Origin of the sequence: Sporosarcina jeotgali (genome assembly GCF_033304595.1) — a bacterium.
Lineage (GTDB): Bacteria > Bacillota > Bacilli > Bacillales_A > Planococcaceae > Sporosarcina > Sporosarcina jeotgali.
In genome coordinates, this window is sequence record NZ_CP116341.1 from 207572 (window position 1) to 230510 (window position 22939).

A 22939-nucleotide genomic window follows, 5' to 3' on the forward strand; every position below is an offset into this window, starting at 1 on the left:
TTGCATATCCTGTTGGTTATTAGGAAGGGAGCATGAAATTCAATGAAGAAAACGAAATTCAATTTGAATTACTTCAAGCCAGTTGAAAAGTATTCGGGTAATTGGTCTGTGCTTGAAGAGAAAAATCGTGATTGGGAAAACATGTACCGCCAGCGTTGGTCGCATGACAAAGTAGTCCGGACAACACACGGGGTCAACTGTACAGGTTCATGCAGTTGGAAAGTGTTCGTCAAGAACGGAATCATTACTTGGGAAAACCAACAAATCGACTACCCTTCCTGTGGCCCGGATATGCCGGAGTTCGAACCGCGCGGCTGCCCTCGGGGAGCATCATTCTCTTGGTACGAATATAGCCCGCTCCGTATTAAATACCCGTACATCAGAGGGAAGTTGTGGCGCATGTGGGGCCAGGCGCTGACAGAGCATAAAGATCCTGTCAAAGCGTGGGCAAGCATTGTAGAAGATCCAGAGAAGTCAACAGAATATAAACAAGCCCGAGGAAAAGGCGGTCATGTTCGTATTCATTGGCGTGATGCAACGATGCTCATCTCCGCTCAGCTCATTTATACGATTCAAAAATACGGTCCTGACCGTATTGCAGGCTTTACTCCGATTCCTGCGATGTCGATGGTCAGTTATGCATCTGGAGCGCGTTTCATTTCCCTGATTGGTGGAGAAATGCTCAGTTTCTACGATTGGTATGCGGATCTGCCGCCATCTTCACCGCAAATATGGGGTGAGCAGACAGATGTACCTGAGTCGAGTGACTGGTTCAATGCAGGATACATCATCATGTGGGGTTCAAACGTGCCGCTAACTCGGACACCGGATGCGCACTTCATGACGGAAGTCCGATATAAGGGAACGAAGGTAGTATCGGTTGCACCGGACTATGCAGAAAGCGTTACGCATGCGGATGACTGGATCGCAGCAAACCCAGGAACCGACGCGGCTGTCGCTCAAGCGATGACGCATGTCATTCTTGACGAATTCTACGAACAGCGCAAAGAGCCGATGTTCATGAATTATGCTAAACAATATACAGACATGCCGTTCCTCGTCTTTTTGGATGAGCACGAAGGGGCATATAAAGCTGGACGATTCCTGCGCGCGAGTGATATCGGTCAAGAATCACAGCACGCAGAGTGGAAGCCGGTCATTCTCGACGAAAGCGTCAATGAAATCATCGTTCCAAATGGAACAATGGGACAGCGCTGGGAGGATGACGTTAAATGGAACTTATTGCTCGATAAAGAAGATGGTACATGCGTTGAACCTGCACTCTCAATTGCAGATGCAGACGCGGAATGGAAAGAAATCCATTTCCCATTCTTCGATAATTTATCGAATGGGGTATTCACCCGTCCGATTCCAACGAAAGTACTTACAATGGCAGACGGTACAACCAGACGCGTCGCAACTGTTTACGACATCATGCTCAGCCAATATGGTGTGAAACGGATTGGCAGTGACTTGGAAGCGAAAGATTACTTCGATAAATCTTCCATCTATACGCCTGCTTGGCAAGAGAAGATTACAAGCGTGAAACCGGAACTTGTGATCCAGATTGCTCGGGAATTTGCACAGAATGCACTTGATACAGGCGGACGCTCCATGATCATTATGGGCGCAGGAATTAACCACTGGTTTAACAGTGACACGATTTACCGTGCAATCTTGAACTTGGTAACGCTGACAGCTTCACAAGGTGTGAATGGCGGAGGCTGGGCGCATTACGTTGGACAAGAGAAATGCCGTCCGATCGAAGGCTGGAGCACGATTGCCTTTGCGCGTGACTGGCAGGCACCGCCGCGTTTGCAGAACGCAACGTCCTTCTTCTACTTCGCGACGAATCAGTGGAAATATGAAGAAGCTGGAACTCAATCCTTGATGTCGCCGCTCGGCGGTCAAGCTAGATATGAACACCCGGCGGACTACAATGTCCTGGCAGCACGTCTTGGCTGGCTTCCTTCCTATCCGCAGTTCAATAAGAATAGTCTTCAGTTAACAGAAGAAGCTGCGAAAGAAGGGAAAACAACAACACCTGAAATTGTAGAGTATGTGAAAGAGCAGCTGACTTCAGGAAAAATGGACTTTGCAGTAGAAGATCCGGATGCACCGGAAAACTTCCCGAGAAGCCTATTCGTCTGGCGTTCAAACTTGGTGTCCAGTTCAGCGAAAGGTCAAGAATACTTCATGAAGCACCTATTCGGAGCTTCTGATGGATTGCTGGCTAAACCTAACGAACGCATGAAACCGGAAGAAGTCGTCTGGCGCGATGAAGTAGAAGGCAAACTCGACTTGCTCGTAGCGCTCGATTTCCGAATGACCACAACACCGTTATACGCGGATATCGTACTGCCTGCAGCAACGTGGTATGAAAAAGTAGACTTGTCTTCAACGGACATGCACCCATTCGTTCACCCGTTCAATCCGGCGGTTGACCCGCTTTGGGAATCCCGTTCTGACTGGGATATTTATCGATCCATTGCAGAAACGTTCTCAGAAATGGCGAAAACCCATTTGCCTGGTGTTTACAAAGACCTGGTCACATCACCGCTTGCTCACGACTCCATTCAAGAGATTGCTCAGCCGCACGGCGATGTGAAAGATTGGAAGAAAGGCGAAGTTGAAGCTATCCCAGGGAAGACGATGCCAGGAATGACAATCGTGGAGCGTGATTATACAAAAGTCTATGACAAATACGTCACACTCGGTCCGCTTTTATCAACAGGGAAAGTCGGAGCACACGGTGTAAGCTTCTCAGTAGCTGAGGAGTACGAGATGATGAAAGGCATCAACGGTGTCTACGAAGACGACACCATCAAGGATGGATTGCCTAAACTGCACACTGCGAAACATGCAGCCGAAGCGATGTTGACTCTATCTTCTGCGACAAATGGCCGCGTCTCTCAAAAAGCATTCGTATCAGCGGAACACGACACTGGCGTAGAGTTGAAAGATATTTCGGCAGACCGTGCAGCAGAACGCTTCACATTCGCGAGCATCACAGCCCAGCCGCGTGAGGTCATCCCGACGCCAGTCTTCAGCGGATCTAACAAACTAGGCCGCAGATATTCACCATTTACAACGAATATTGAACGCAAGGTGCCGTTCAGAACACTGACAGGGCGTCAGCATTTCTATTTAGACCATGAATTGTTCTTAGACTTTGGAGAAGCGCTGCCGGTCTATAAACCGACGTTGCCGCCGCTAGTACTCGGACCGCATGACCGTCCGGTTGCAGGAACAGAAGATTCACTAGTCTTGCGCTATTTGACACCGCACGGAAAGTGGAACATTCACTCGACGTATCAGGACAACCAGCACATGCTGACGCTGTTCCGCGGAGGACCGACTGTATGGATCTCCGATGTAGATGCGATAGCACATGATATTGATGATAATGCTTGGCTTGAAGTGTATAACCGGAATGGTGTCGTAACTGCACGTGCTGTAGTCAGTCACCGGATTCCTAAAGGCACGATGTACATGTACCATGCACAAGACAAACACATTCAAGTTCCTGGTTCAGAAATTACGGAAGAACGCGGAGGCAGTCACAACGCACCAACTCGTATTCATATGAAACCTACTCAAATGGTAGGCGGCTATGCACAGCTCAGTTATGGATTTAACTATTATGGACCGATTGGAAATCAGCGTGACGAATACGTAGCTGTCCGTAAAATGAAGGAGGTCAACTGGCTTGAAGATTAAAGCGCAAATTGCAATGGTGATGAACTTGGACAAATGCATCGGCTGCCATACATGCAGTGTGACATGCAAAACGACATGGACGAACCGCGAAGGTGCTGAATACATGTGGTTCAACAACGTGGAAACAAAACCTGGAATCGGCTATCCAAAACGCTGGGAAGACCAAGAGATTTATAAAGGCGGATGGAACTTGCGAAATGGAAAGTTGGAGCTCAAGTCGGGCTCCAAGCTCTCCAAAATCGCACTTGGTAAGATTTTCTATAACCCGGATATGCCTGAGATGAAAGACTACTACGAGCCGTGGACGTACGATTATGAAAAGCTGACGACTGCACCGGAAAGTAAACATACCCCGGTTGCACGTGCTAAGTCAGTAGTAACAGGCGATTACATGGACCTTGAGTGGGGACCGAACTGGGAAGACCAATTGGCAGGCGGCCACATCACTGGACCGACTGACCCGAATATCGTAAAGATCGAAGAAGAGATTAAGTTCAACTTTGAGCAGGCTTTCATGATGTACTTGCCTAGATTGTGTGAGCACTGCTTGAATCCAAGCTGTGTCGCATCTTGTCCATCAGGTGCGATGTACAAACGCGATGAAGACGGAATTGTACTCGTGGACCAGGAAGCATGCCGGGGATGGCGCTATTGCATGACTGGCTGTCCGTATAAGAAAGTGTACTTTAACTGGAAAACGAACAAAGCTGAGAAATGTACATTCTGTTTCCCTAGAATCGAATCCGGATTGCCGACTGTCTGTTCTGAGACTTGTACAGGAAGAATCCGTTATCTAGGTGTCTTGCTGTATGATGCAGACCGTGTACTTGAAGCTGCAGCAACGCCGGATCCGAAAGACTTATACAAAGCTCAATGTGATTTGTTCCTTGATCCGAATGATCCTGAAGTGATGGAGCAGGCACGAAAAGATGGGATTTCGGAAGACTGGATTACGGCAGCACAAAATTCACCAGTGTATAAGCTTGCGATTGAATACAAACTCGCATTCCCATTACACCCTGAATATCGTACATTGCCAATGGTTTGGTACGTTCCGCCGCTAAGCCCGATCATGAACTATTTTGAAGGGAAAGATTCCATCCAGAACCCGGATATGATTTTCCCTGCGATTGAAGAAATGCGTATTCCGATTCAATATTTAGCGAATATGCTCACTGCTGGAGATACGGAAACCGTTAAAGGATCCTTGCAGCGGATGGCGATGATGCGCTCCTTCATGAGAGCACAAACGTCCGGAAAAGACTTTGATGAGTCAAAACTGGAACGCGTCGGATTAACAGCATCATCTACCAAGAAGATGTATCGATTACTCGCGATTGCGAAGTACGAAGATCGATTTGTCATCCCTACTTCTCACAAAGAAGGCCAGATGAACGTTTACCGTTCACAAGGTTCTGCAGGATATACCGATATGGGAACATACGGCGAGGCGATTCAATCCGATAACTATTCAGTAATGGGATCAAACGGGAGTTGTGATGGATGCGGACCTGCATCACCAGGTGCTCCTGTAAAGACAGGTAAGGAAATTTACGAAGAGAACTTCTATGGGGGGATCTGGCGTGATTGACTTAGACCTTCTCTACGAAAAGAAACAGATCTTTGGGTTTTTTGCCAAACAGTTTTCATATCCTGACAAAATGACGTTTCATCCAAGTGTATTGGAAGGGTCTTTGAACCCTTCCGATCCATCTTATAAAGATGTCAAAGAGTATTGGGATCTGATGCAGACATACAGTCTCGATGAAATCCAAGAGATGTATACGTACACGCTGGACTTTCAAAAAGATGCAACGCTGTTCATGACGTATGTGAAATACGGTGATTCCAAAGAACGCGGTCAAACACTGGCTCGTCTAAAAGTGCTGTATGAAATGTTTGGTCTCGTTATGCCGGATAGTGAACTTTCAGATTCACTCCCGCTTATGTGTGAATTCATCTATGCAGCTGAGTGGAAAGGAGATCCACGCGCACAGCAAAGTTTTTCGATGCTGTTAGCGGTTCTCGAAGACGGCTCTTATCATTTGATGAAAGCGTTAGAAAAATACGAAAGCCCGTATCATCCGCTTGTGAAAGGGATGAGAGAGGAATTTAAAGCATGTATCCGCCGGGAGGTTCCAGCCAATGACTAGTCAATTCTTATGGGTGATTTTCCCCTATCTCTGTATAGCAGTATTCATAGTCGGACATATCTTTCGCTACAGACACGATCAGTTTGGCTGGACGGCGAAGTCCAGTGAATTCATCGAGAAAAAGCAACTGATGATTGGGAGTCTGCTGTTCCATATCGGAATCTTCCCCGTGATACTTGGTCACGTAGCGGGGCTCGGTATCCCGAAAGAGTGGACGCGCGCAATGGGCGTCAGTGATCATATGTACCACATCGGTGCAGTGTGGGGCGGCGGTTTTTTCGGTGTCGTAACACTTGCAGGTATGATTATTTTAACAAGCAGACGGTTTACGAATAGTAACGTCCGGCACTTATCATCTGCTTCAGACTTGATTGTCAATACATTCTTGCTGGTAATCGTTATTCTAGGGGTATACAGTTCACTGATTACGAACACGATGACGCCGGGATTCGACTACCGCTCAACGATTTCAATCTGGTTCCGGTCCCTGCTCATTTTACAGCCTCAGGCCGAGTTCATGGCATCTGTTCCAATTGCATTTAAACTGCATATTCTCACAGGGTTCCTTATTTTTGCAATGTGGCCATTCACACGACTCGTTCACGTATGGAGTGTGCCGTTGAATTATGTAGGCAGAAGTTATATCCTTTACAGAAAGGATAAGAGAAACTGATGAAGAGAGAGGCGAAGTGAGCCCTTTCTCTAATTAGAGGGAGGAAGTCTCATGGCAAGCCAAGCAGCATTTGATTACCAGCAGCAAGTCGAAGAGATTCGGCAGGCTATGCAATGTGATTTCGTCGCACTGGCACTTGTGCAATCTGAGGAACGTCACTTCCAGATTCGCTGGGAGTATGCCTCAGGCAACTTGAGCCAGCGGTTCCGAAGAATAATTTTGCAGTCCGGAAAAGGCGTTGCTGGAATTGTCTTCAAAACAGGGAAGCCGATTTTTGCGCCTGAAGCTGAAAAGTATTGTACGAAAGAAGACTTATACAGCTACCCTATTATTGCAGCAGAACAGTTGGAAAGTTTCGCGGCGATTCCGTTGTTTAAATACAATCGTGTAAAGGGGATCTTGCTGGCAGGGTGCCGCAAGAATAACTGTATGTCCTTCGAAAAATTTGAATTGCTGCAATCCTTGATTGCACCCACTTTCGGACCTTATTACAGTGAGGAGTTGACCGGGAATTGAATGGAATTAGTCAAAGTGGTATGAGTAATCTTTTAGAGCAGTTATATGAAAACTCAACGGAAGCGATCTTCTTCTTCAGCTTGGATGGAAGAGTACTTTCGATGAATAAAGCCGCTGAACAAATTCTCGATCCCCAGGTCGCTCAGCTTATGAAAGCCGGAAGTGCAGATGCAATCTGTATGGCGTGCAAAGGGTTTACCAGTGCGGAAGAAGAGCAGACATGCATTTCTTGCTATATGTCAGATCCAAATCGGAATATCCCATCATTTCAAGTGTTCTTGGAAACTGTCGGACGGGGGATAGTTCCTTATACAGGAAGTATTCAGATGATCGATCCAGACACAGGGATACGAGTGTTTATGCTTCGGGACTTGACAGAGCAGTACAGAACGCAAGAAACGCTGCATCAGAAAACGCTGGTTAAACGAGTGATCAAAGCTCAAGAAGATGAGCGGAAGCGAATCTCCCGGGAGCTCCATGATAGTGTCGCACAGGAAATGCTGAGTTCTTTAGTGGATTTGCGTGTCTTGAAGTACATGAACGTGGAAGACGATGTATTGAAGAAAGTTCGGCAAACGGAAGGATCACTTATGCGTCTGCTCGATGACATCCGTCATTTATCGGTTCAGCTAAGACCCGCCACATTGGATGATTTAGGATTAGAAGCAGCCTTTCGCACACACTTTAAATGGACGGAAAAAAATTATGGACTTCTGGTCCGCTTTACGAGTAACATGCAGTCCCGGCGTTTCGAGGGCGAAATTGAAACCGTTGTCTACCGAGTATGTCAAGAGGCAGTATTCAATGCGTTAAAGTATGCGGAAGTGGAGGAAGTCGATGTCGAGCTTTTACTGGCTTCAGATAAGTTAACACTTACAATACGAGACAACGGAGTGGGCTTTAACTTGAATGCTCCAACGTACAAAGGTACAGGGCTTGGATTATTCGGGATGCAGGAACGGGCGGAGCTGGTAGATGCTGCGTTAACTGTTCAAACAGGCATTGGAAACGGAACGACAATTTTACTCACCGTGCCTCTAATGAAGGAGGAGACGGAAGTTGAAAATAATCATCGCGGATGATCATGCAGTGGTAAGAAGCGGATTCATGCACATATTGAATTTCCAGCGGGACATGGAAGTTGTAGCAACAGCGGCAGATGGTTTAGAGGCATATGATTTAGTCGCTAAACATAAACCGGATGTCTTGCTGATGGATCTAAGCATGCCCCCTGGAGAAAGCGGTTTAATCGCCACTGGGAAGATTAACGAAGACTTCCCGGATACAAAAATTGTGATTTTAACAATGTATGATGATGAAGAATACTTGTTTCATGTATTGAAAAACGGTGCTTCCGGATACGTCTTGAAAAACTCGCCTGATGAGGAACTATTTGCAGCGATTCGTACGGTGTATGACGGAGGCACGTACATTCAACCGTCTATGGCAACTTCGCTAGTTCGAGAGTTTGTGAAAAAAGATGGCGAACAAGTAGAAACGGATCCATTTAAAATTCTATCTAAGCGTGAAATTGAAGTGCTGCCGCTGGTTGCGAAAGGGTACGGCAATAAAGAAATTGCTGAAAAGCTCTATATCTCTGTTAAAACAGTAGAAGCGCACAAAGCGAAGTTGATGGAGAAGTTGAACTTGAAAAGTAAACCAGAGCTGGTCGAATACGCGCTAAAGAAAAAGTTCTTGAATTTTTAAATCTGGTGTCGTTGAAACGGAGGCTTCGTCATGGAAACTAAGCGATTCAAATTCGATTTGCCTGCGTTGCAGGTATTGGAGAACGAGCATCAGTACTTGACGTATTTAATGGATAATTGGCATCCCATTGTACTTGGATTCGAGCGGAACATTTACTCACTGGAAGAAGCGCGCGAAGCAATCGGTTCATTGCGAAAAGCCCTTATTGAGTTTATCGAGCCGTTCAAAAATCATACGGAGAAAGAAGAAGACATTTTGTTTCCTGAGCTTGCACAATACATCGGGGGCGATCAGGGCCCGGTCAAGGCAGTCGAAGAAGAGCACGAAGAACTCGATGCCTATATCGGACATTTCCTTCATCACACGCGGGGCAGCCTGGAGGACTTGTCACTGAAAGACCTGGAGGCTGTTGCGAGAGACGCGGGAGAAGCGTATGAAGCAATTACAGTGCATTTCATCAAGGAAGAGTCAATTGTTTTTCCGATGGTGGAGTCGATGCTGCGAATTGAGCAGCAAGATGCGTTATTCGAAAAGTTATATACACCCATTTTGTAAGTGAAAGAAGAAATATCTGATTTACACTAGCCTTTCATTCCCTATAGAAATGGACTGATTTGGATGATTAAAAAAGTGCAACTGCCGCTGCAAACGGCAAACTTAGTCGTAGGTTTCATGGTGTGGGTGCTCATTTCGTCACTGCTTCCATTCATTCGTGAAGACGTTGCGATTCCGGCGTCACGTGTTGCGATCGTCACTGCAGTTCCAGTCGTTCTCGGATCCATCTTGCGTATACCGCTTGGCTATTATGCAAACGTTTTTGGAGCGAGGATCATCTTTGCAGTGAGTTTCATTTTATTACTATTTCCAGTATTTTACATAAGCTCCGCATCATCTTTTGCGGATTTGATAATTGGCGGAACGTTTCTCGGTATCGGTGGAGCTGTGTTCTCTGTCGGAGTAACTTCATTGCCGAAGTACTATCCAAAAGAAAAACATGGGTTAATCAACGGAATCTATGGAATGGGGAACGTCGGTACAGCCGTTACAACGTTCGCAGCACCTGTCTTGGCGGTTCAATTCGGATGGAGTGCCACGGTTAAATTCTATCTGATTCTCCTGCTTGCGTTCGCGGCATTGAACTTTGTACTTGGCGATCGCAAAGAACCTAAAGTGAAAACATCGATGATCGGACAAATCAAAGGCGTTTATAAAAATGAAAAACTGTGGTTCTTCTCACTGTTTTACTTCATCACTTTTGGCTCATTTGTTGCCTTCACGATCTTTTTGCCGAACTTCCTAGTCGATTATTTCGAATTGGAAAAAGTCGATGCAGGAATGCGAACTGCCGGCTTCATCATTGTAGCAACGCTATTCCGACCAGTGGGCGGGTGGCTCGCGGACCGGTTCCAACCGTTATTCTTATTGATGGGTGTCTTTGCAGGGCTGACATTTGCAGCAGTATTACTGGCATTCTCACCCTCCATCTTGCTTTATACAATCGGAATCATGCTTATTGCTTTAACAGCTGGTATCGGAAACGGTGTTATTTTCAAACTCGTTCCGTTTTACTTCAGTAAACAAGCAGGAACAGCAAACGGGATTGTCTCCATGATGGGCGGTCTCGGCGGATTCTTCCCGCCTTTGCTCTTATCTGCGGTACACTCGTTGACAGGGTCTTACTCAATTGGATTCATGGCGTTTGCTCAATTTGCACTCGTCAGCCTGGTTCTTGTTATCTGGCTCTATTACATGGATCGTCTGTCTACCGCAAAAGAAGTATTTGACTCGACAGGTTCTGGAATTATGGTCACAGACGCATCCGGAAAAATCTTATCGGTCAATCCCGCCTTTACCCGATTGACAGGTTACCCGGCCGACGACGTCATTGGAGAAAATCCAAATGTACTCAGCTCCGGCAGGCAGTCTAAAGAATTCTATACAACTATGTGGAGTGTCATTGGGAACGAAGGATTTTGGCAAGGGGAAATATGGAACAAGCGTAGAGATGGTTCTGAATACTTGGAACTGCTGACCATCAATGCTATTAAAAATAATGACGGCGACGTAACCCGTTACGTAGGAACATTCAACGATATAACTAGAGCTTAAACACGGGGACGGCCAGTCAATTTGACTGGCGGTCCTCTGCTTACTTTACGCGAAATGAAGGTGCCTAATTTGGAACAGCGATACTCTAGACAAGTTTTGTTCAATCCAATTGGAGAAAAAGGACAGCGGAAATTGGAATCTTCTCATGCGTTTGTCCTCGGATGCGGGGCGCTTGGATCTGCGATTGCTGAGACTCTTGTGCGTGCAGGTATTCAGAAACTGACGATAGCGGACCGGGATTATGTAGAGCCTTCGAATCTGCAAAGGCAGCAACTGTTCACAGAGCAGGACGCGGTTCAAGGAATGCCGAAAGTGATTGCTGCAGAAGCAAGATTGCGAGCAATCCGCAGTGATGTAATCATCGTACCGCTGCTTGACCATGTTGATGGACAGCTTTTGGAGCACTATGCGCAGGACGCGGATATGTTACTTGATGCCACAGATAACTTTGAAGCCAGATTATTATTAAATGATTTCGCATGGAAACAGGGGATTCCATGGGTGTATGGAGCGTGTGTCGGAAGTTCCAGCAGCGTATTTCCGTTCATCCCGGGAAAAACACCTTGTTTCAGATGCTTGCTGCCCGCACTTCCTTCTGTCAATGAAACCTGTGATACTGCTGGCATCATTGCACCAGCTGTTCAACTTACAGCTGCGCACCAAAGTACAGAAGCGTTAAAATGGTTAACAGGGAATGAAGACGCGATGCGTACAAAATTGCTGCACACAGACATTTGGCATAATACGCAAGTGGAAGCTGGTATTACACGTTTGAAGAAGGAAACGTGTGAAACGTGCGGAAGCAGTCCTGCATACCCTTCCTTGAATTCCGAGTCAGGCACGAACTACGCCGTATTATGCGGCCGGGAAACGGTTCAAATCATCCCGGCTGCAGAGCGCAAGTTGACTGGAGAAGATGTCTTTCGGGTTGCGGAACGTCTCGGGACAGTGGAAAAGCATACTCCGTTTTTTGTGGAGTTTTACGCAGAAGGGTATCGGTGTGTGGGGTTCTCAAATGGAAGAATGCTCATTCATGGACTGAAAGATATTAAGAAAGGGCGCAAAATTTATCACCAGCTGTTCGGATAAGGGGGGGACGTACTGTGCATAAAGGAAACTCAGAAATGAAAAGGAAGTTGAATGTGTGTGTATTAACAGTAAGCGATACACGTACGGAAGAAGACGACAATAGCGGAAGATTGATCAGAGAAAAAGTGGAAGAGGCTGGACATGAAGTCATTGCCCGGATCATTTGTCCGGATGATAAAAACGCAATTTTAAAAGCGGTGGAATCATGGATTGGCAAGAAGGATGCGAATGCGATTATCATCACTGGCGGAACAGGGATCAGCTATCGGGATGTGACAATTGAAACAATCCGTCCGTTTTTTACAAAAGAATTAACGGGTTTCGGAGAGTTGTTCCGTTATATCAGCTACGCAGAGGATGTCGGATCGAAAGCACTGTTAAGCCGTGCAGCTGCCGGAGCTGTCGGAGAGAAAGTTCTTTTTGCGCTGCCAGGATCCGTAAAGGCAGTTGCACTTGCGATGGATCGCCTTGTAATGCCGGAATTGCTGCACATTCACTATGAGCTGACGAAGCATTTGTGAGGGATATACAAAAAACGGACGCGGGTTACGCCTCCGTCCTTGTATAGTCCCCGTTTTTTCCGCCCGTTTTAGATTGCAGCATCGTAGGGCCGATGACCATCTCTTTACCAGCTGCTTTACACATATCATACACGGTTAAGGCAGTCGCTGATGCGGCTGTGAGTGCTTCCATTTCAACGCCGGTGAGTCCTGTTGTTTTCACTTCTGCGCGAATGAGTACTTCATAATGCTTTACAGATTCATCGATATTCCATTCAAATCGGATGTCGACACCCGTTAAAGGCAGGGGGTGACACATAGGGATGATGGTCGCCGTATTTTTAGCAGCCATGATTCCTGCGACTTGTGCGACCGCGAAGACATCCCCTTTTTTATTTTTACCGTCTTTAATTTGATTGTAAATCGTTTCGTTGACCAGGATGGACGTGCTCGCAACAGCAGTTCGGGATGTAATGGATTTGTCGGATACGTCGACCATGCGTGCGCGTCCTTGGTCATTAAAATGAGTGAGTTCAGACATTCGAATCATTCCTTTCAACTCTGATACACTTAGTATAACAGAAGAAAGCAGGTGCTTTTGGTGGAAATAAGAAAGCCGATCCCGGTTGCTGAAGCAGTAGCGCAAGTAATTGGACACGTTCAACGGTTAGGAACCGAATCGATTTCATTGGAACAGTCTATGGGCCGTATTTTAGCTGAACCAATTGTTGCCCGGCACAATGTCCCGCCATTTGACCGGTCACCGTATGATGGATTTGCGATCCGGGCAATAGACAGCAAAGGAGCATCAGGTGATAACCGTGTTCCGTTTAAAGTCATCGGAGAAATTGGTGCGGGCTACGTAGGCGGGCTGCCAGTCGGACCGCATGAAGCGTATCGAATCATGACAGGCGCTCAAATCCCTGAAAGTGCAGATGCTGTTGTGATGTTTGAACAGACAGTTGAAACTGAAGAAGGATTTACGATTAGAAAACCATTTGAAACCGGGGACAATATCTCTTACGCAGGAGAAGATGCTTCTAAAGGCGAGATGCTGATTCCGAGCGGTACTCTTATTCATGCAGGAACGATTGCATTGCTTGCGACTTTTGGATATGCAGATGCAGTGGTTTATCGGCAGCCGGTCGTCGGGGTCTTATCTACGGGAACGGAATTATTGGACGTGTCGGATGACTTGGTGCCGGGTAAAATCAGAAACTCCAATGGCCCAATGGTGAAAGCGCAGCTAAAGCGACTGGGCGTACCATACAAATCATATGGCACTTCTTCAGACGACTTGGATGCGTGCACAGAAGTGATTGAGCGTGCGCTGCAAGAAACGGATGCACTCATTACAACAGGCGGCGTTTCAGTAGGAGATTTCGATCATTTGCCTGCCATCTATGAACGGTTAGGTGCAAAAGTGTTATTCAACAAAGTTGCCATGCGTCCGGGAAGTGTGACGACGGTTGCAGTCCTGGGAGACAAGTTCTTATTCGGACTTTCGGGCAATCCATCAGCTTGTTTTACAGGATTTGAATTGTTCGCACGTCCTGCCTTGCTGTCACTGATGGGATGCACGGCACCATATCTGCCTTATTTAAAAGCCAAATTAGCAGAGGATTTCACAAAACCGAACCCATTCACTCGATTCATCCGTGCGGTGTGGCAAATGACTGGTAACGGTGTAACCGCAGCTCCAGCAGGATTCAATAAATCCAATGCAGTATCATCGATTGCCCGAGGAAACTGTCTAATTGTGTTACCAAGCGGTACAAGAGGGTATTCTACAGGGGATGAAGTGGATTTATTGCTGATTGGCGCGGAACAAGGTGCAGAGGATTGGGTCCTTTGAAGACGCTCCATATTGTTGGCTATAAAAACAGCGGAAAGACGACGCTGCTGGAACGCTGGATCGGTTATGTGAAAGCGAAAGGACTGACGGTTGCTGTGCTGAAGCACCATGGCCACGGGGGACAGATTGAGCTTCCTTCAGCAAGCACGGATACCAGCCGTTTTTTCGACAAAGGCGCAGATGTGACTCTCGTTGCTGGCGGCGGCAGTGCCCAGCTTTTATTGAACAATGAGCCTTCGTTTGAAGCATTAAAAGCGCTAGTTACATACGATTCACCAGATGTGCTGCTGATTGAGGGCTATAAAGAGGAACGCGGGGAAAAGGTTGTCCTCATTCGAAAGGATGAAGACTGGGGTCCGTTGCAAGAACTTGAAGGAATTCAGCTGATCATTGGGGAAGTCGACTCTAGTGATTATCCAGTTATCAGAGAACGAAGCGATGCGGTGCAGCTCGATAGCTGGTTTGCAGATTGGTTGAATAGGGAGGGACATTATGAAACCATTTGAAGTGGTGGAAGCACCGATTGAAGCGCAAGTATATTCGGATTATGTGCTCCATGCGGGCGCCGGCGCGGTCACAGTGTTTACGGGTCACGTTCGGGAATGGACGCACGGCGTACGAACCGTCTATTTAGCGTATGAAGCATACGTACCAATGGCGGAAAAAAAGCTCGCGGAAATCGGTGCGGAAATGGAAGCGAAATGGCCGGGGGTCAAAGTTGCGATTGCACATCGTATCGGTGAATTGCACATATCTGATATTGCAGTCGTGATCGCGGTTTCATCTCCGCATCGAAAAGCAGCTTACGAAGCGAATGAATACGCAATTGAGCGTATTAAAGAAGTTGTTCCCATCTGGAAAAAAGAGATTTGGGAAGACGGAGAAGAATGGCTGGGCGCCCAAAAGAAATATCCTGACAAAGGAGTGGATTCTGTATGATTCGCGTTCAATATTTTGCAAGACTAAGAGAGCTTGCCGGTAAAGGCCAAGAAACGCTGGACCGTGAACAGATGACTGTGCAACAGCTGTTAGACTGGGCGGAAGAGACTTATCCTGGCTTTGGTAAAGATGATATACAAGTGGCGGTGAATGAAGAATATGCTCTTCCTGAAGACGTCATTCAATCAGGTGATGAGTGTGCGTTCATTCCACCTGTCAGTGGAGGGTGAGGTCGTGATTGGTATCGTATTAGCAGGAGGTCAGTCGAGACGGTTTGGGTCGCCTAAGGCATTCGCAACGTACAATGGAAAATGCTTTTACGAGTATGCAATCGCTGCATTAACGCCTCATTGTACCGAAATTGCAGTCGTCGCCAGACCTGAAGACGCTGCCCGCTTTCCTGGCACACTGCATGTCACCACGGATCTGCAAGAGTTTGCGGGGCAAGGCCCTCTAGCAGGGATTTTAACAGGAATGAATACCATTCAAAGCGACTGGTATGCGGTGCTGCCGTGTGATGTTCCGTTTGCAGATGACTCGATTATCCGGGAATTAATGAACCACCGGGCGGGCAACCTGTCCGTTGCGATCGAAGAAGACGGAAAGTGTCATCCGCTGCTCTCCATTTGGAGCAAGGGGGCGGAACCGCTGATCCGCTCATCGCTCGAGATGGGGAACCGAAGTGTCCGGCCGCTCATTCAACATTGGGTGGATGGACAAGCATTATTGGGGATGAAGCCATCACTTTTTAATAATGTAAACAGGCCTGAACAACTAGAAGGGAGATGACAGCATGGAGCCAATAACAGATAAGTTTGGCCGTCCGATTCGGGACTTGAGAATATCCGTGACAGACCGCTGTAACTTCAGATGCTCCTATTGCATGCCGAAAGAGATTTTTGGAGACGATTATGTATTCCTTCCCAAAAATGAGTTGTTGTCATTTGAAGAAATTGAACGTCTGGCGCACCTTTTTGCGAAGCTTGGCGTGAAGAAGTTGCGGCTAACAGGCGGTGAACCGCTTATGAGAAGAGGACTCCCTGAACTTGTAGAGAAACTGATGCAAATTGAAGGAATTGAAGATATCGGGCTTACGACAAACGCCGTGCTGCTCGGTCAATATGCAAAGCCATTATATGACGCAGGCTTACGCAGGTTGAATATTAGTCTGGATGCACTGGACCCGGTATTATTCGGAGAGATGAACGGCCGCGGAGTCAAGCCTGAAGTCATACTTAAAAATATCGATAAGGCTCACGCGTTAGGGTTTACGATAAAAATGAACATGGTCGTGAAAAAAGGAACGAATGAGCAAGAAATTCTGCCCATGGCCCAATACTTCAAAGAGCGCGGCATCACGTTGCGATTCATTGAATTCATGGATGTCGGTAATGACAATGGCTGGAGCTTTGAGAAGGTTGTGACGAAGAAGGAGATTTTGGAACGGCTGCAAGGTGTTCATGAACTTGATCCGGTGGAAGAAGAGTATTATGGCGAAGTGGCGAAGCGCTGGCGGTATAAGGACAACGGAGCCGAGGTTGGTTTCATCACATCGGTATCTGAGTCATTCTGTTCAACGTGCACACGTGCTCGTCTTTCATCCGAAGGGAAGTTATTTACGTGTTTGTTTGCGTCAGAAGGATTCGATGTCCGCGCGCTCATTCGTGATGGGGCGACAGACGAAGAACTTGCTGCAGCAGTAACGGGAGTATGGGAAAATCGTGCAGACCGTTATTCAGATGAACGTACAGAACAAACGGTGAAAAATCGCAAAAACAAAAAGATTAACATGAGTTATATCGGAGGCTGACTAACAGCCTCCTTAACTAGTCGGGGGGATTTGAACATGACGGGACGAAACGAACCATGCCCATGCGGCAGCGGTAAAAAATATAAAAAATGCTGCGGGAAAGTTGGCGATGATCTGCTCAGTGCTGTCGTCAATGAAGAGCTTGACCGTATACTAAGTCAATTTTTCGATACATATCCAACGGAAGACAAGCGCGAATCCATGATGCTTCTCATGCGTCAGTGGGCTGAAAAACTTCGTGGCAGCTGGGAACCGGCGCATATTGAAGAAGCAGCCTCTGAATTTTATTTATTCGTAGAAGACAATTCACAATGGAAAGAGTACATCCGCAAGCAAGAAATCGCTGCGGCCCGCGGCACGGTGCAGGATGTTTTAAAGAAATGGGAAGAGCCATTTATGCTGCTGGGTGAAATTACAGCGGCAAAGCCAAATACGCTGGAGATTACAAAGCTATTGACGGGCGATGTTATTGAACTTGCGCGCATAGAGGGAATGCCTGCAGATGAAGGTACGTTGCTGTTTGGCGTTGTTCTGCCGGATACGCGCCGCGGTGATAATGCAGTAGCACCGGTTTCATCTATGCTGTTTTTAGCGAAATGGAGCAAACAGACGAAAAAATCCTTGCTTGAATTATGGGAGAAATCATCCGATCAAACGCCTGAGGAGTTCATCCGCAAACATACGCTTGAAATCTATGAGCTGCTCGTAAAACGCAGCATGGCTTCTATGAATGAAATGATTGAAGATGTGCTGGCGCCGGCACAGTTAACTGCCTTGAAGCAGCTTGACGAAAAACTTGCAGAAGCAGATGAGCCTGCAGATGTCAGAGAAATGCTTCAGAAATTAGCGGTTGCTTACTTTTTGAATACGGAAGTAACGGATGATGCTGAACTCGATGGGTCTGCGTTTGTACAGGCATCACTTCAAGTCGGACAGTCGTTATCACTTGTGAAAGACGGGACTGCGATTGAACCGGCAGAGGATACGGAAGAGGTTGAACGCTTCGCGAAAGAATTGAGAGAGTTATACGATGCAATGATGGCAGACGGAGACGCTGCAGCCGCTGCAATTTACGAAATTGGTACAGACCCAAGACCGACAGAATCGGAGTTATGGGAAACGGCGATGACGACTTCAGGTGTTGTCGAACCAGAGCGCCGTCCGGGGGTAGATGAAGGGCGTGCACAGCGGCTTGCATATGAAGCGTTTGGCGCAGAAGACGAAGAAACGCGCCGGAAGCTGGCAGATTCGGCATTGTCCATTGTTCCTGACTTGTCTGACGGGTTATTGCTGAAAGCAGAAACGGAAGAAGATGTAGAGAAGGCAAGCGGGCTTTATGAGCGGGCGATTCGGGAGGCGAGTAAGCGTTTCGAAGCGGGCGAGAACCCGTGGCAAAACATTCCGAATCGGCCGTTCATGCGTGCCGCATTTTCATATGGCACTCATTTGTTCATGCACGGGGAGTTCAACGAAGCTGCCGAAGTGTTCTTGGATCTCGTTCGCATGAATACGACCGATAACCAAGGGGCGCGCTATGAAGCGATGGCTTCGCTGATTCATGCAGGACGTTTCAACGAAGCAGGAGAGTTATTAGTTCGTTACGAACGCGGATCGGAAAACGACGCCACGTATTGTTACTTGGATTGGAAGCTCGAAAACGAAGCATCTGGCGGCGAGTCCGAGGAAGAGGCGGATATGCTGAAGAAAGCATCTGCAGCAAACGGCAACGTCATGCATTTGATGGCGTTCCGTGCCCAAACGATTGAATACCCGCGCCACGAGCGTCTTGAACCGGGCAGTAAAGAGGAATCTCGCTATATTTGGCTGTTGTTGAATGGACCAAGCGGCGTGAAGGAAACATTGGAAAAAAGAAAGCAAAGCGCTGTAAAGTAATCTTTTAGCGATGGAGTCATCGTATAGACAAAGTGAAGAGCGGAAAAGATTTGATTGGTTAAGGGCACTAAGTGCTTGGCTATTTTTTGCGAGGACGGGAGTCACTGCTAGATGGATGTGAGGAAGGATAAAGCTCATAAACTTCTGGAAGCGCTCATAACTCGTGAAAATAGCTCATAAACATAGGAATATGCTCATAAAATCTGGGATAGCGCTCATAAATTTTGAAAAATGATCATAAGTCCAGAAATGTGATCATAACTCATGAAAAAAGCTCATAAAACATGAAACGTGCTCATAAACTCCAAGCGCAACGCAATTGCGCACCCAATAAACAACCAAAAAAGCTGTCCGCAGAAGCGGGCAGCTTTTCGTATTCATTTAAAAATTATTTTCCGCCTAACAAATCGAATAATCCACCTGCAACGCTGCCTTCGCCTTTAGAACTGCTCCCTGGCATTTGAGGTGCGGAAGCAAATACCCGGCTTGCAAGACGTGAGAACGGAAGGGATTGAATCCATACAGTTCCAGGTCCGCGCAATGTTGCAAAGAATAGTCCCTCGCCACCGAAAAGTGCAGTTTTCACACCTTTTACAGTTTCAATCGAATAGTCAATGTCGTGCGTCATTGCAACTAAGCATCCAGTATCTACACGTAATGATTCCCCGGGCTGCAGTTTCTTTTCAATGATGGTCCCGCCAGCATGCACAAATGCCAGACCGTCACCTTCCAGCTTCTGCATAATGAACCCTTCGCCGCCGAAGAATCCAGTACCGAGCTTGCGCTGAAACTCAATTCCGACAGATACACCTTTAGCTGCTGCTAAAAATGCATCCTTCTGACAAATGATTTTGCCGCTATGTTCACTTAAATCCATAGGAATGATTTTTCCTGGATAAGGGGAGGCGAATGAGACATGACGTTTGCCGGATCCAGTATTAGTGAAAGTCGTCATGAACAAACTTTCTCCAGTCAGCACCCGTTTGCCGGCACCCATAATCTTTCCAAACAAGCCGCCGCCACTGCCTGATCCATCGCCAAAGATGGTTTCCATTTCAATGTGATCTTCCATCATCATGAGGGCGCCAGCTTCAGCTACGACCGTTTCCTGGGGATCCAGTTCAACTTCAACAAACTGCATGTCATCGCCGTGAATTTTATAGTCAATTTCGTGATTATTCATTGTCAGTACCTCCGAGTTTAAATTTGTTACTCAGTTATACGTTGCGGCCAGGAGGAAGGTTTCATTAATTCGCAGTGCAAGTTCCTTTTTCCCGCAGCTCTTTCACTACTTTAATTTGACAGCACAACTTCGAGATATCGTCGGCATACATTGTAGATGAAAAGTGTTCTTGAAACGAAGCCGTAACGGATTCCAAAATCGTCGGCCCGCTATTTCCTGTGACAAGCTCTTCTAAAAGAAATGTTACATATTCGATTCCTTTTTCTTCCCGATCTTTTTCGAAACAAGAAAGGAAGTTACGGAGTTCTTTCATGAGAACTTCTTTAGTATTTTCGTTATCTGTGTATGTCAACTTGTCTAGCAATGCTTTACCCAGCAGTTTATCTCCGCTGGCTGTCATCCCCGCCATTAGATCGTCAAGCCGCCGAATTGCGAATGGAACAAGCTGCTCATAATTGAATGAATTCTTTTCTCTTCCGCCGATTTTCACGAAATGATGGATATGCTGCATCATACCAACGAGCATCACAGCTCCATCCGCATTATAGGGTTCAGACTCTGGACCATACACTTCGAGTAACCGTCCGGATAACCAGGAGATTTCGGAGAGGTATTGTTTTTTTACGAAAGATCGCATCTCTTTATCATTAGAGAAGAAAACCGCTTCATAGATAGGAAGTAAATTACGTTCCCGGTCAACATGTGCGCGAGTTACAATTTGCATCGCAAAAATTGTTTTGTCGGTTCGATCTTGTCCTAGAAGTAACTTGCGTCTTCTCGTGATTGATTCTTCATTGGCCATTTCAAGAATGGCCAATAGGCATTCATTCTTTGAAGTGAAATAATTGTAAAATGTACCTTTTGAAATTCCTGCTGCTGTTAAAATATCTTGTACGGAAGTTGCAATAATCCCTTTATCTTGAAAAACTTTTTGAGCAGCTAGAATCACTTTCATTTTGCGCTCGTTCATTACATCACCTTTTTGTTTTAAGAGTATACTGGTAGTCTACTCCCAAAACCCTTATTTATCAATGTAATTAATTCTCCGGAATTTTTTTGTTGATTTATTTGGACTGTGAGTATAAAATGTTCTTCATGATGTTTTTCGAACTTCGAACTAACTAGAAAATGGAGGAATTGCTGGATGGACACTACTGAACAAGTTAAGAAAATGCATGATAAGCCGCCATACGGCATTATTGCGATACTATTCATCGGGGCATTTGTCGCGATCTTGAACAATACATTGCTCAACATTGCACTCCCGACAATCATGGACGAATTTAAGATCACCCCTTCGCAGGTGCAATGGTTAACGACGGGCTACATGCTTGTCGGCGGTATAATGATGCCGGCCAGCGCTTTTTTCATTCTTAAATTTAAAAACCGACACCTATTTTTAACAGCGATGACGTTGTTCTCATTAGGAACTCTTTTGGCGATTGTCACGCCGAACTTCTCATTATTAGTTGCAGCACGAATGATTCAAGCTTCCGGTGCAGCACTTCTAATGCCACTTTTAATGAACGTCATGCTCGTTGCGTTTCCTATTGAAAAACGCGGGCAGGCACTTGGTTACTTCGGACTTGTCATGTTTACGGCTCCGGCGATAGGACCAACACTTTCAGGTTTCGTCGTGGAACACTATTCATGGCGTGCATTATTCATCATCGTGTTGCCGATTGCACTATTCACGATGGTCTATGCTTATTTCAAACTGCACAATATTACACCGAATAAACCAGTCAAAGTCGATGTCTTTTCTATCGTACTTTCAAGTATTGGATTCGGCGGACTGCTTTACGGATTCAGTTCAGCGGGAAGTAAAGGCTGGTCAGCGATTGAAGTGTACGGAACGATCATTATTGGTGCCATCGGTCTTCTACTATTCGTGACTAGACAGCTTAGAAAAAAAGATCCGATGCTCGATTTCAAAATCTACAAGTATCCGATGTTTGCGCTCTCGTCAGTCATTTCGGTCGTCGTATCGGTTGCTATGTTCTCTGGTATGATTCTGACACCGCTTTACGTTCAAAGCGTACGTCACATTTCACCTTTAGACTCTGGATTACTGATGCTGCCAGGTGCGGTTTTGATGGGAATTATGTCTCCGATTACAGGAAAGCTGTTCGATAAATACGGACCCAAAGCGCTTGCAATTACAGGGCTAGCGATTACAATGCTGACAACGTATATGCTGAGCCAACTTACGATGGATACAGGCTATTACGAACTGATGTTTATATACAGTGCGCGGATGTTCGGATTATCCATGGTGACAATGCCGATTATGACAAACGGTATGAATCAGCTGCCGATGGTATCGAACCCGCACGGTACGGCTATGAACAGTACAGTTCAGCAAGTCTCCGGTGCAATTGGTTCCGCGATTCTATTGACACTTATGACAAAACGCGCGGAATCAGCAGGTGCTGATATTGCAGCGGATGCAGCGAAGTCAGGCAGTCTGCCTACAGATGCAGCTGGAATGGCTGACTTCAAAGTGCAAGTAGCCCAGCAAGCTCAGCTCGACGGTATTAACCATGCGTTCTTCATCTCAACAGTTATTGCAGGTGTCGCACTTGTATTAACGTTCTTCATGAAACGTGTGATGCCGCCGAAGTTTAAAGATCAAGCTAACCCGCTGAAGCCAGCGGAAAAGCAGGCTCAAACACAGCTGAATAGCGACAATGCATAATCAAAAGCCTTCTATTGGGATGGAATTTCCAATAGAAGGCTTTTTGTTTGGAATTAATTCAATTAAGCAGGCTCATCTCTATCCCGCGAAAGGA

22 protein-coding genes are annotated in these 22939 nt (G+C 46.4%); 19 read left to right on the forward strand and 3 right to left on the reverse strand.

Features of this window, described 5'->3' with window-relative positions:
* Nucleotides 1-42 precede the first annotated feature (42 nt).
* From PGH26_RS01080 to PGH26_RS01130, 11 genes are all read left to right on the forward strand, one after another.
* Nucleotides 43-3720 (forward strand): nitrate reductase subunit alpha, encoded by a 3678-nt coding sequence (locus PGH26_RS01080; protein ID WP_323692193.1) that lies wholly within the window; start codon nucleotides 43-45, stop codon nucleotides 3718-3720.
* The gene (gene narH, locus PGH26_RS01085) at nucleotides 3710-5311 is read left to right on the forward strand and encodes a nitrate reductase subunit beta (RefSeq protein ID WP_323692194.1); all 1602 of its coding nucleotides are present in this window, start codon (nucleotides 3710-3712) and stop codon (nucleotides 5309-5311) included. The genes PGH26_RS01080 and narH overlap by 11 nt, the downstream gene beginning before the upstream one ends.
* A complete protein-coding gene (gene narJ / locus PGH26_RS01090; RefSeq protein ID WP_323692195.1) occupies nucleotides 5304-5873 on the forward strand; it encodes a nitrate reductase molybdenum cofactor assembly chaperone in 570 nt (189 codons plus the stop codon). Before narH ends, narJ begins: the two co-directional genes overlap by 8 nt.
* Nucleotides 5866-6546 carry a respiratory nitrate reductase subunit gamma gene (narI, locus tag PGH26_RS01095; RefSeq protein ID WP_323692196.1) on the forward strand — a complete coding sequence of 227 codons (681 nt, stop codon included), beginning with the start codon at nucleotides 5866-5868 and terminating at the stop codon, nucleotides 6544-6546. Before narJ ends, narI begins: the two co-directional genes overlap by 8 nt.
* Nucleotides 6547-6597: 51 nt before the next feature.
* Nucleotides 6598-7062: a GAF domain-containing protein gene (locus tag PGH26_RS01100; RefSeq protein WP_323692197.1), complete on the forward strand. Its 465-nt coding sequence runs from the start codon at nucleotides 6598-6600 to the stop codon at nucleotides 7060-7062.
* Between the two features lie 20 nt (nucleotides 7063-7082).
* Nucleotides 7083-8144 carry a sensor histidine kinase gene (locus tag PGH26_RS01105; protein WP_323693442.1) on the forward strand — a complete coding sequence of 354 codons (1062 nt, stop codon included), beginning with the start codon at nucleotides 7083-7085 and terminating at the stop codon, nucleotides 8142-8144.
* On the forward strand, nucleotides 8122-8769 hold the full coding sequence (locus PGH26_RS01110; RefSeq protein WP_323692198.1) for a response regulator transcription factor: 648 nt from the start codon (nucleotides 8122-8124) through the stop codon (nucleotides 8767-8769). The genes PGH26_RS01105 and PGH26_RS01110 overlap by 23 nt, the downstream gene beginning before the upstream one ends.
* 30 nt (nucleotides 8770-8799) lie before the next feature.
* Nucleotides 8800-9324 (forward strand): hemerythrin domain-containing protein, encoded by a 525-nt coding sequence (locus PGH26_RS01115; RefSeq protein WP_323692199.1) that lies wholly within the window; start codon nucleotides 8800-8802, stop codon nucleotides 9322-9324.
* 63 nt (nucleotides 9325-9387) lie between these two features.
* Nucleotides 9388-10878, forward strand: a complete 1491-nt coding sequence (locus PGH26_RS01120; protein ID WP_323692200.1) for a nitrate/nitrite transporter — start codon at nucleotides 9388-9390, stop codon at nucleotides 10876-10878.
* Between the two features lie 69 nt (nucleotides 10879-10947).
* Nucleotides 10948-11967, forward strand: coding sequence for a ThiF family adenylyltransferase (locus tag PGH26_RS01125; protein WP_323692201.1), 1020 nt, complete (start codon nucleotides 10948-10950; stop codon nucleotides 11965-11967).
* Between the two features lie 14 nt (nucleotides 11968-11981).
* Nucleotides 11982-12488, forward strand: a complete 507-nt coding sequence (locus PGH26_RS01130) for a MogA/MoaB family molybdenum cofactor biosynthesis protein (protein ID WP_323692202.1) — start codon at nucleotides 11982-11984, stop codon at nucleotides 12486-12488.
* A 25-nt stretch (nucleotides 12489-12513) separates the two neighbouring features.
* Here PGH26_RS01130 and moaC read toward each other — a convergent pair whose 3' ends face one another.
* Nucleotides 12514-13008 (reverse strand): cyclic pyranopterin monophosphate synthase MoaC, encoded by a 495-nt coding sequence (gene moaC, locus PGH26_RS01135; RefSeq protein WP_323692203.1) that lies wholly within the window; start codon nucleotides 13006-13008, stop codon nucleotides 12514-12516.
* A 57-nt stretch (nucleotides 13009-13065) separates the two neighbouring features.
* Between moaC and PGH26_RS01140 the strand changes: the two genes are divergently transcribed.
* From PGH26_RS01140 to PGH26_RS01170, 7 genes are read left to right on the forward strand one after another with little or no spacing between them, the layout of a single operon-like run.
* Nucleotides 13066-14322 (forward strand): molybdopterin molybdotransferase MoeA, encoded by a 1257-nt coding sequence (locus tag PGH26_RS01140; protein ID WP_323692204.1) that lies wholly within the window; start codon nucleotides 13066-13068, stop codon nucleotides 14320-14322.
* Entirely contained in the window at nucleotides 14319-14828 is a 510-nt protein-coding gene (gene mobB / locus PGH26_RS01145; protein ID WP_323692205.1) for a molybdopterin-guanine dinucleotide biosynthesis protein B, read from the forward strand. Before PGH26_RS01140 ends, mobB begins: the two co-directional genes overlap by 4 nt.
* On the forward strand, nucleotides 14815-15261 hold the full coding sequence (locus PGH26_RS01150; protein WP_323692206.1) for a molybdenum cofactor biosynthesis protein MoaE: 447 nt from the start codon (nucleotides 14815-14817) through the stop codon (nucleotides 15259-15261). The genes mobB and PGH26_RS01150 overlap by 14 nt, the downstream gene beginning before the upstream one ends.
* Nucleotides 15258-15491 (forward strand): molybdopterin converting factor subunit 1, encoded by a 234-nt coding sequence (gene moaD, locus PGH26_RS01155; RefSeq protein ID WP_323692207.1) that lies wholly within the window; start codon nucleotides 15258-15260, stop codon nucleotides 15489-15491. Before PGH26_RS01150 ends, moaD begins: the two co-directional genes overlap by 4 nt.
* A gap of 4 nt (nucleotides 15492-15495) precedes the next feature.
* On the forward strand, nucleotides 15496-16050 hold the full coding sequence (gene mobA / locus PGH26_RS01160) for a molybdenum cofactor guanylyltransferase (RefSeq protein WP_323692208.1): 555 nt from the start codon (nucleotides 15496-15498) through the stop codon (nucleotides 16048-16050).
* A 4-nt stretch (nucleotides 16051-16054) separates the two neighbouring features.
* Nucleotides 16055-17071, forward strand: coding sequence for a GTP 3',8-cyclase MoaA (moaA, locus tag PGH26_RS01165; RefSeq protein ID WP_323692209.1), 1017 nt, complete (start codon nucleotides 16055-16057; stop codon nucleotides 17069-17071).
* A 36-nt stretch (nucleotides 17072-17107) separates the two neighbouring features.
* Nucleotides 17108-18964, forward strand: coding sequence for an SEC-C metal-binding domain-containing protein (locus tag PGH26_RS01170; RefSeq protein WP_323692210.1), 1857 nt, complete (start codon nucleotides 17108-17110; stop codon nucleotides 18962-18964).
* A gap of 388 nt (nucleotides 18965-19352) precedes the next feature.
* Here the strand turns inward: PGH26_RS01170 and PGH26_RS01175 are convergent, their stop codons facing one another.
* Both PGH26_RS01175 and PGH26_RS01180 read right to left on the reverse strand, forming a co-directional pair.
* Nucleotides 19353-20147, reverse strand: coding sequence for a TIGR00266 family protein (locus PGH26_RS01175; RefSeq protein WP_323692211.1), 795 nt, complete (start codon nucleotides 20145-20147; stop codon nucleotides 19353-19355).
* A gap of 64 nt (nucleotides 20148-20211) precedes the next feature.
* The gene (locus tag PGH26_RS01180; protein ID WP_323692212.1) at nucleotides 20212-21117 is read right to left on the reverse strand and encodes a TetR/AcrR family transcriptional regulator; all 906 of its coding nucleotides are present in this window, start codon (nucleotides 21115-21117) and stop codon (nucleotides 20212-20214) included.
* A gap of 174 nt (nucleotides 21118-21291) precedes the next feature.
* On the opposite strand from PGH26_RS01180, the gene PGH26_RS01185 reads away from it, so the two are divergent.
* Complete coding sequence (locus PGH26_RS01185) at nucleotides 21292-22845, forward strand: DHA2 family efflux MFS transporter permease subunit (RefSeq protein ID WP_323692213.1); 1554 nt, start codon at nucleotides 21292-21294, stop codon at nucleotides 22843-22845.
* The last annotated feature ends 94 nt before the right edge of the window (nucleotides 22846-22939 follow it).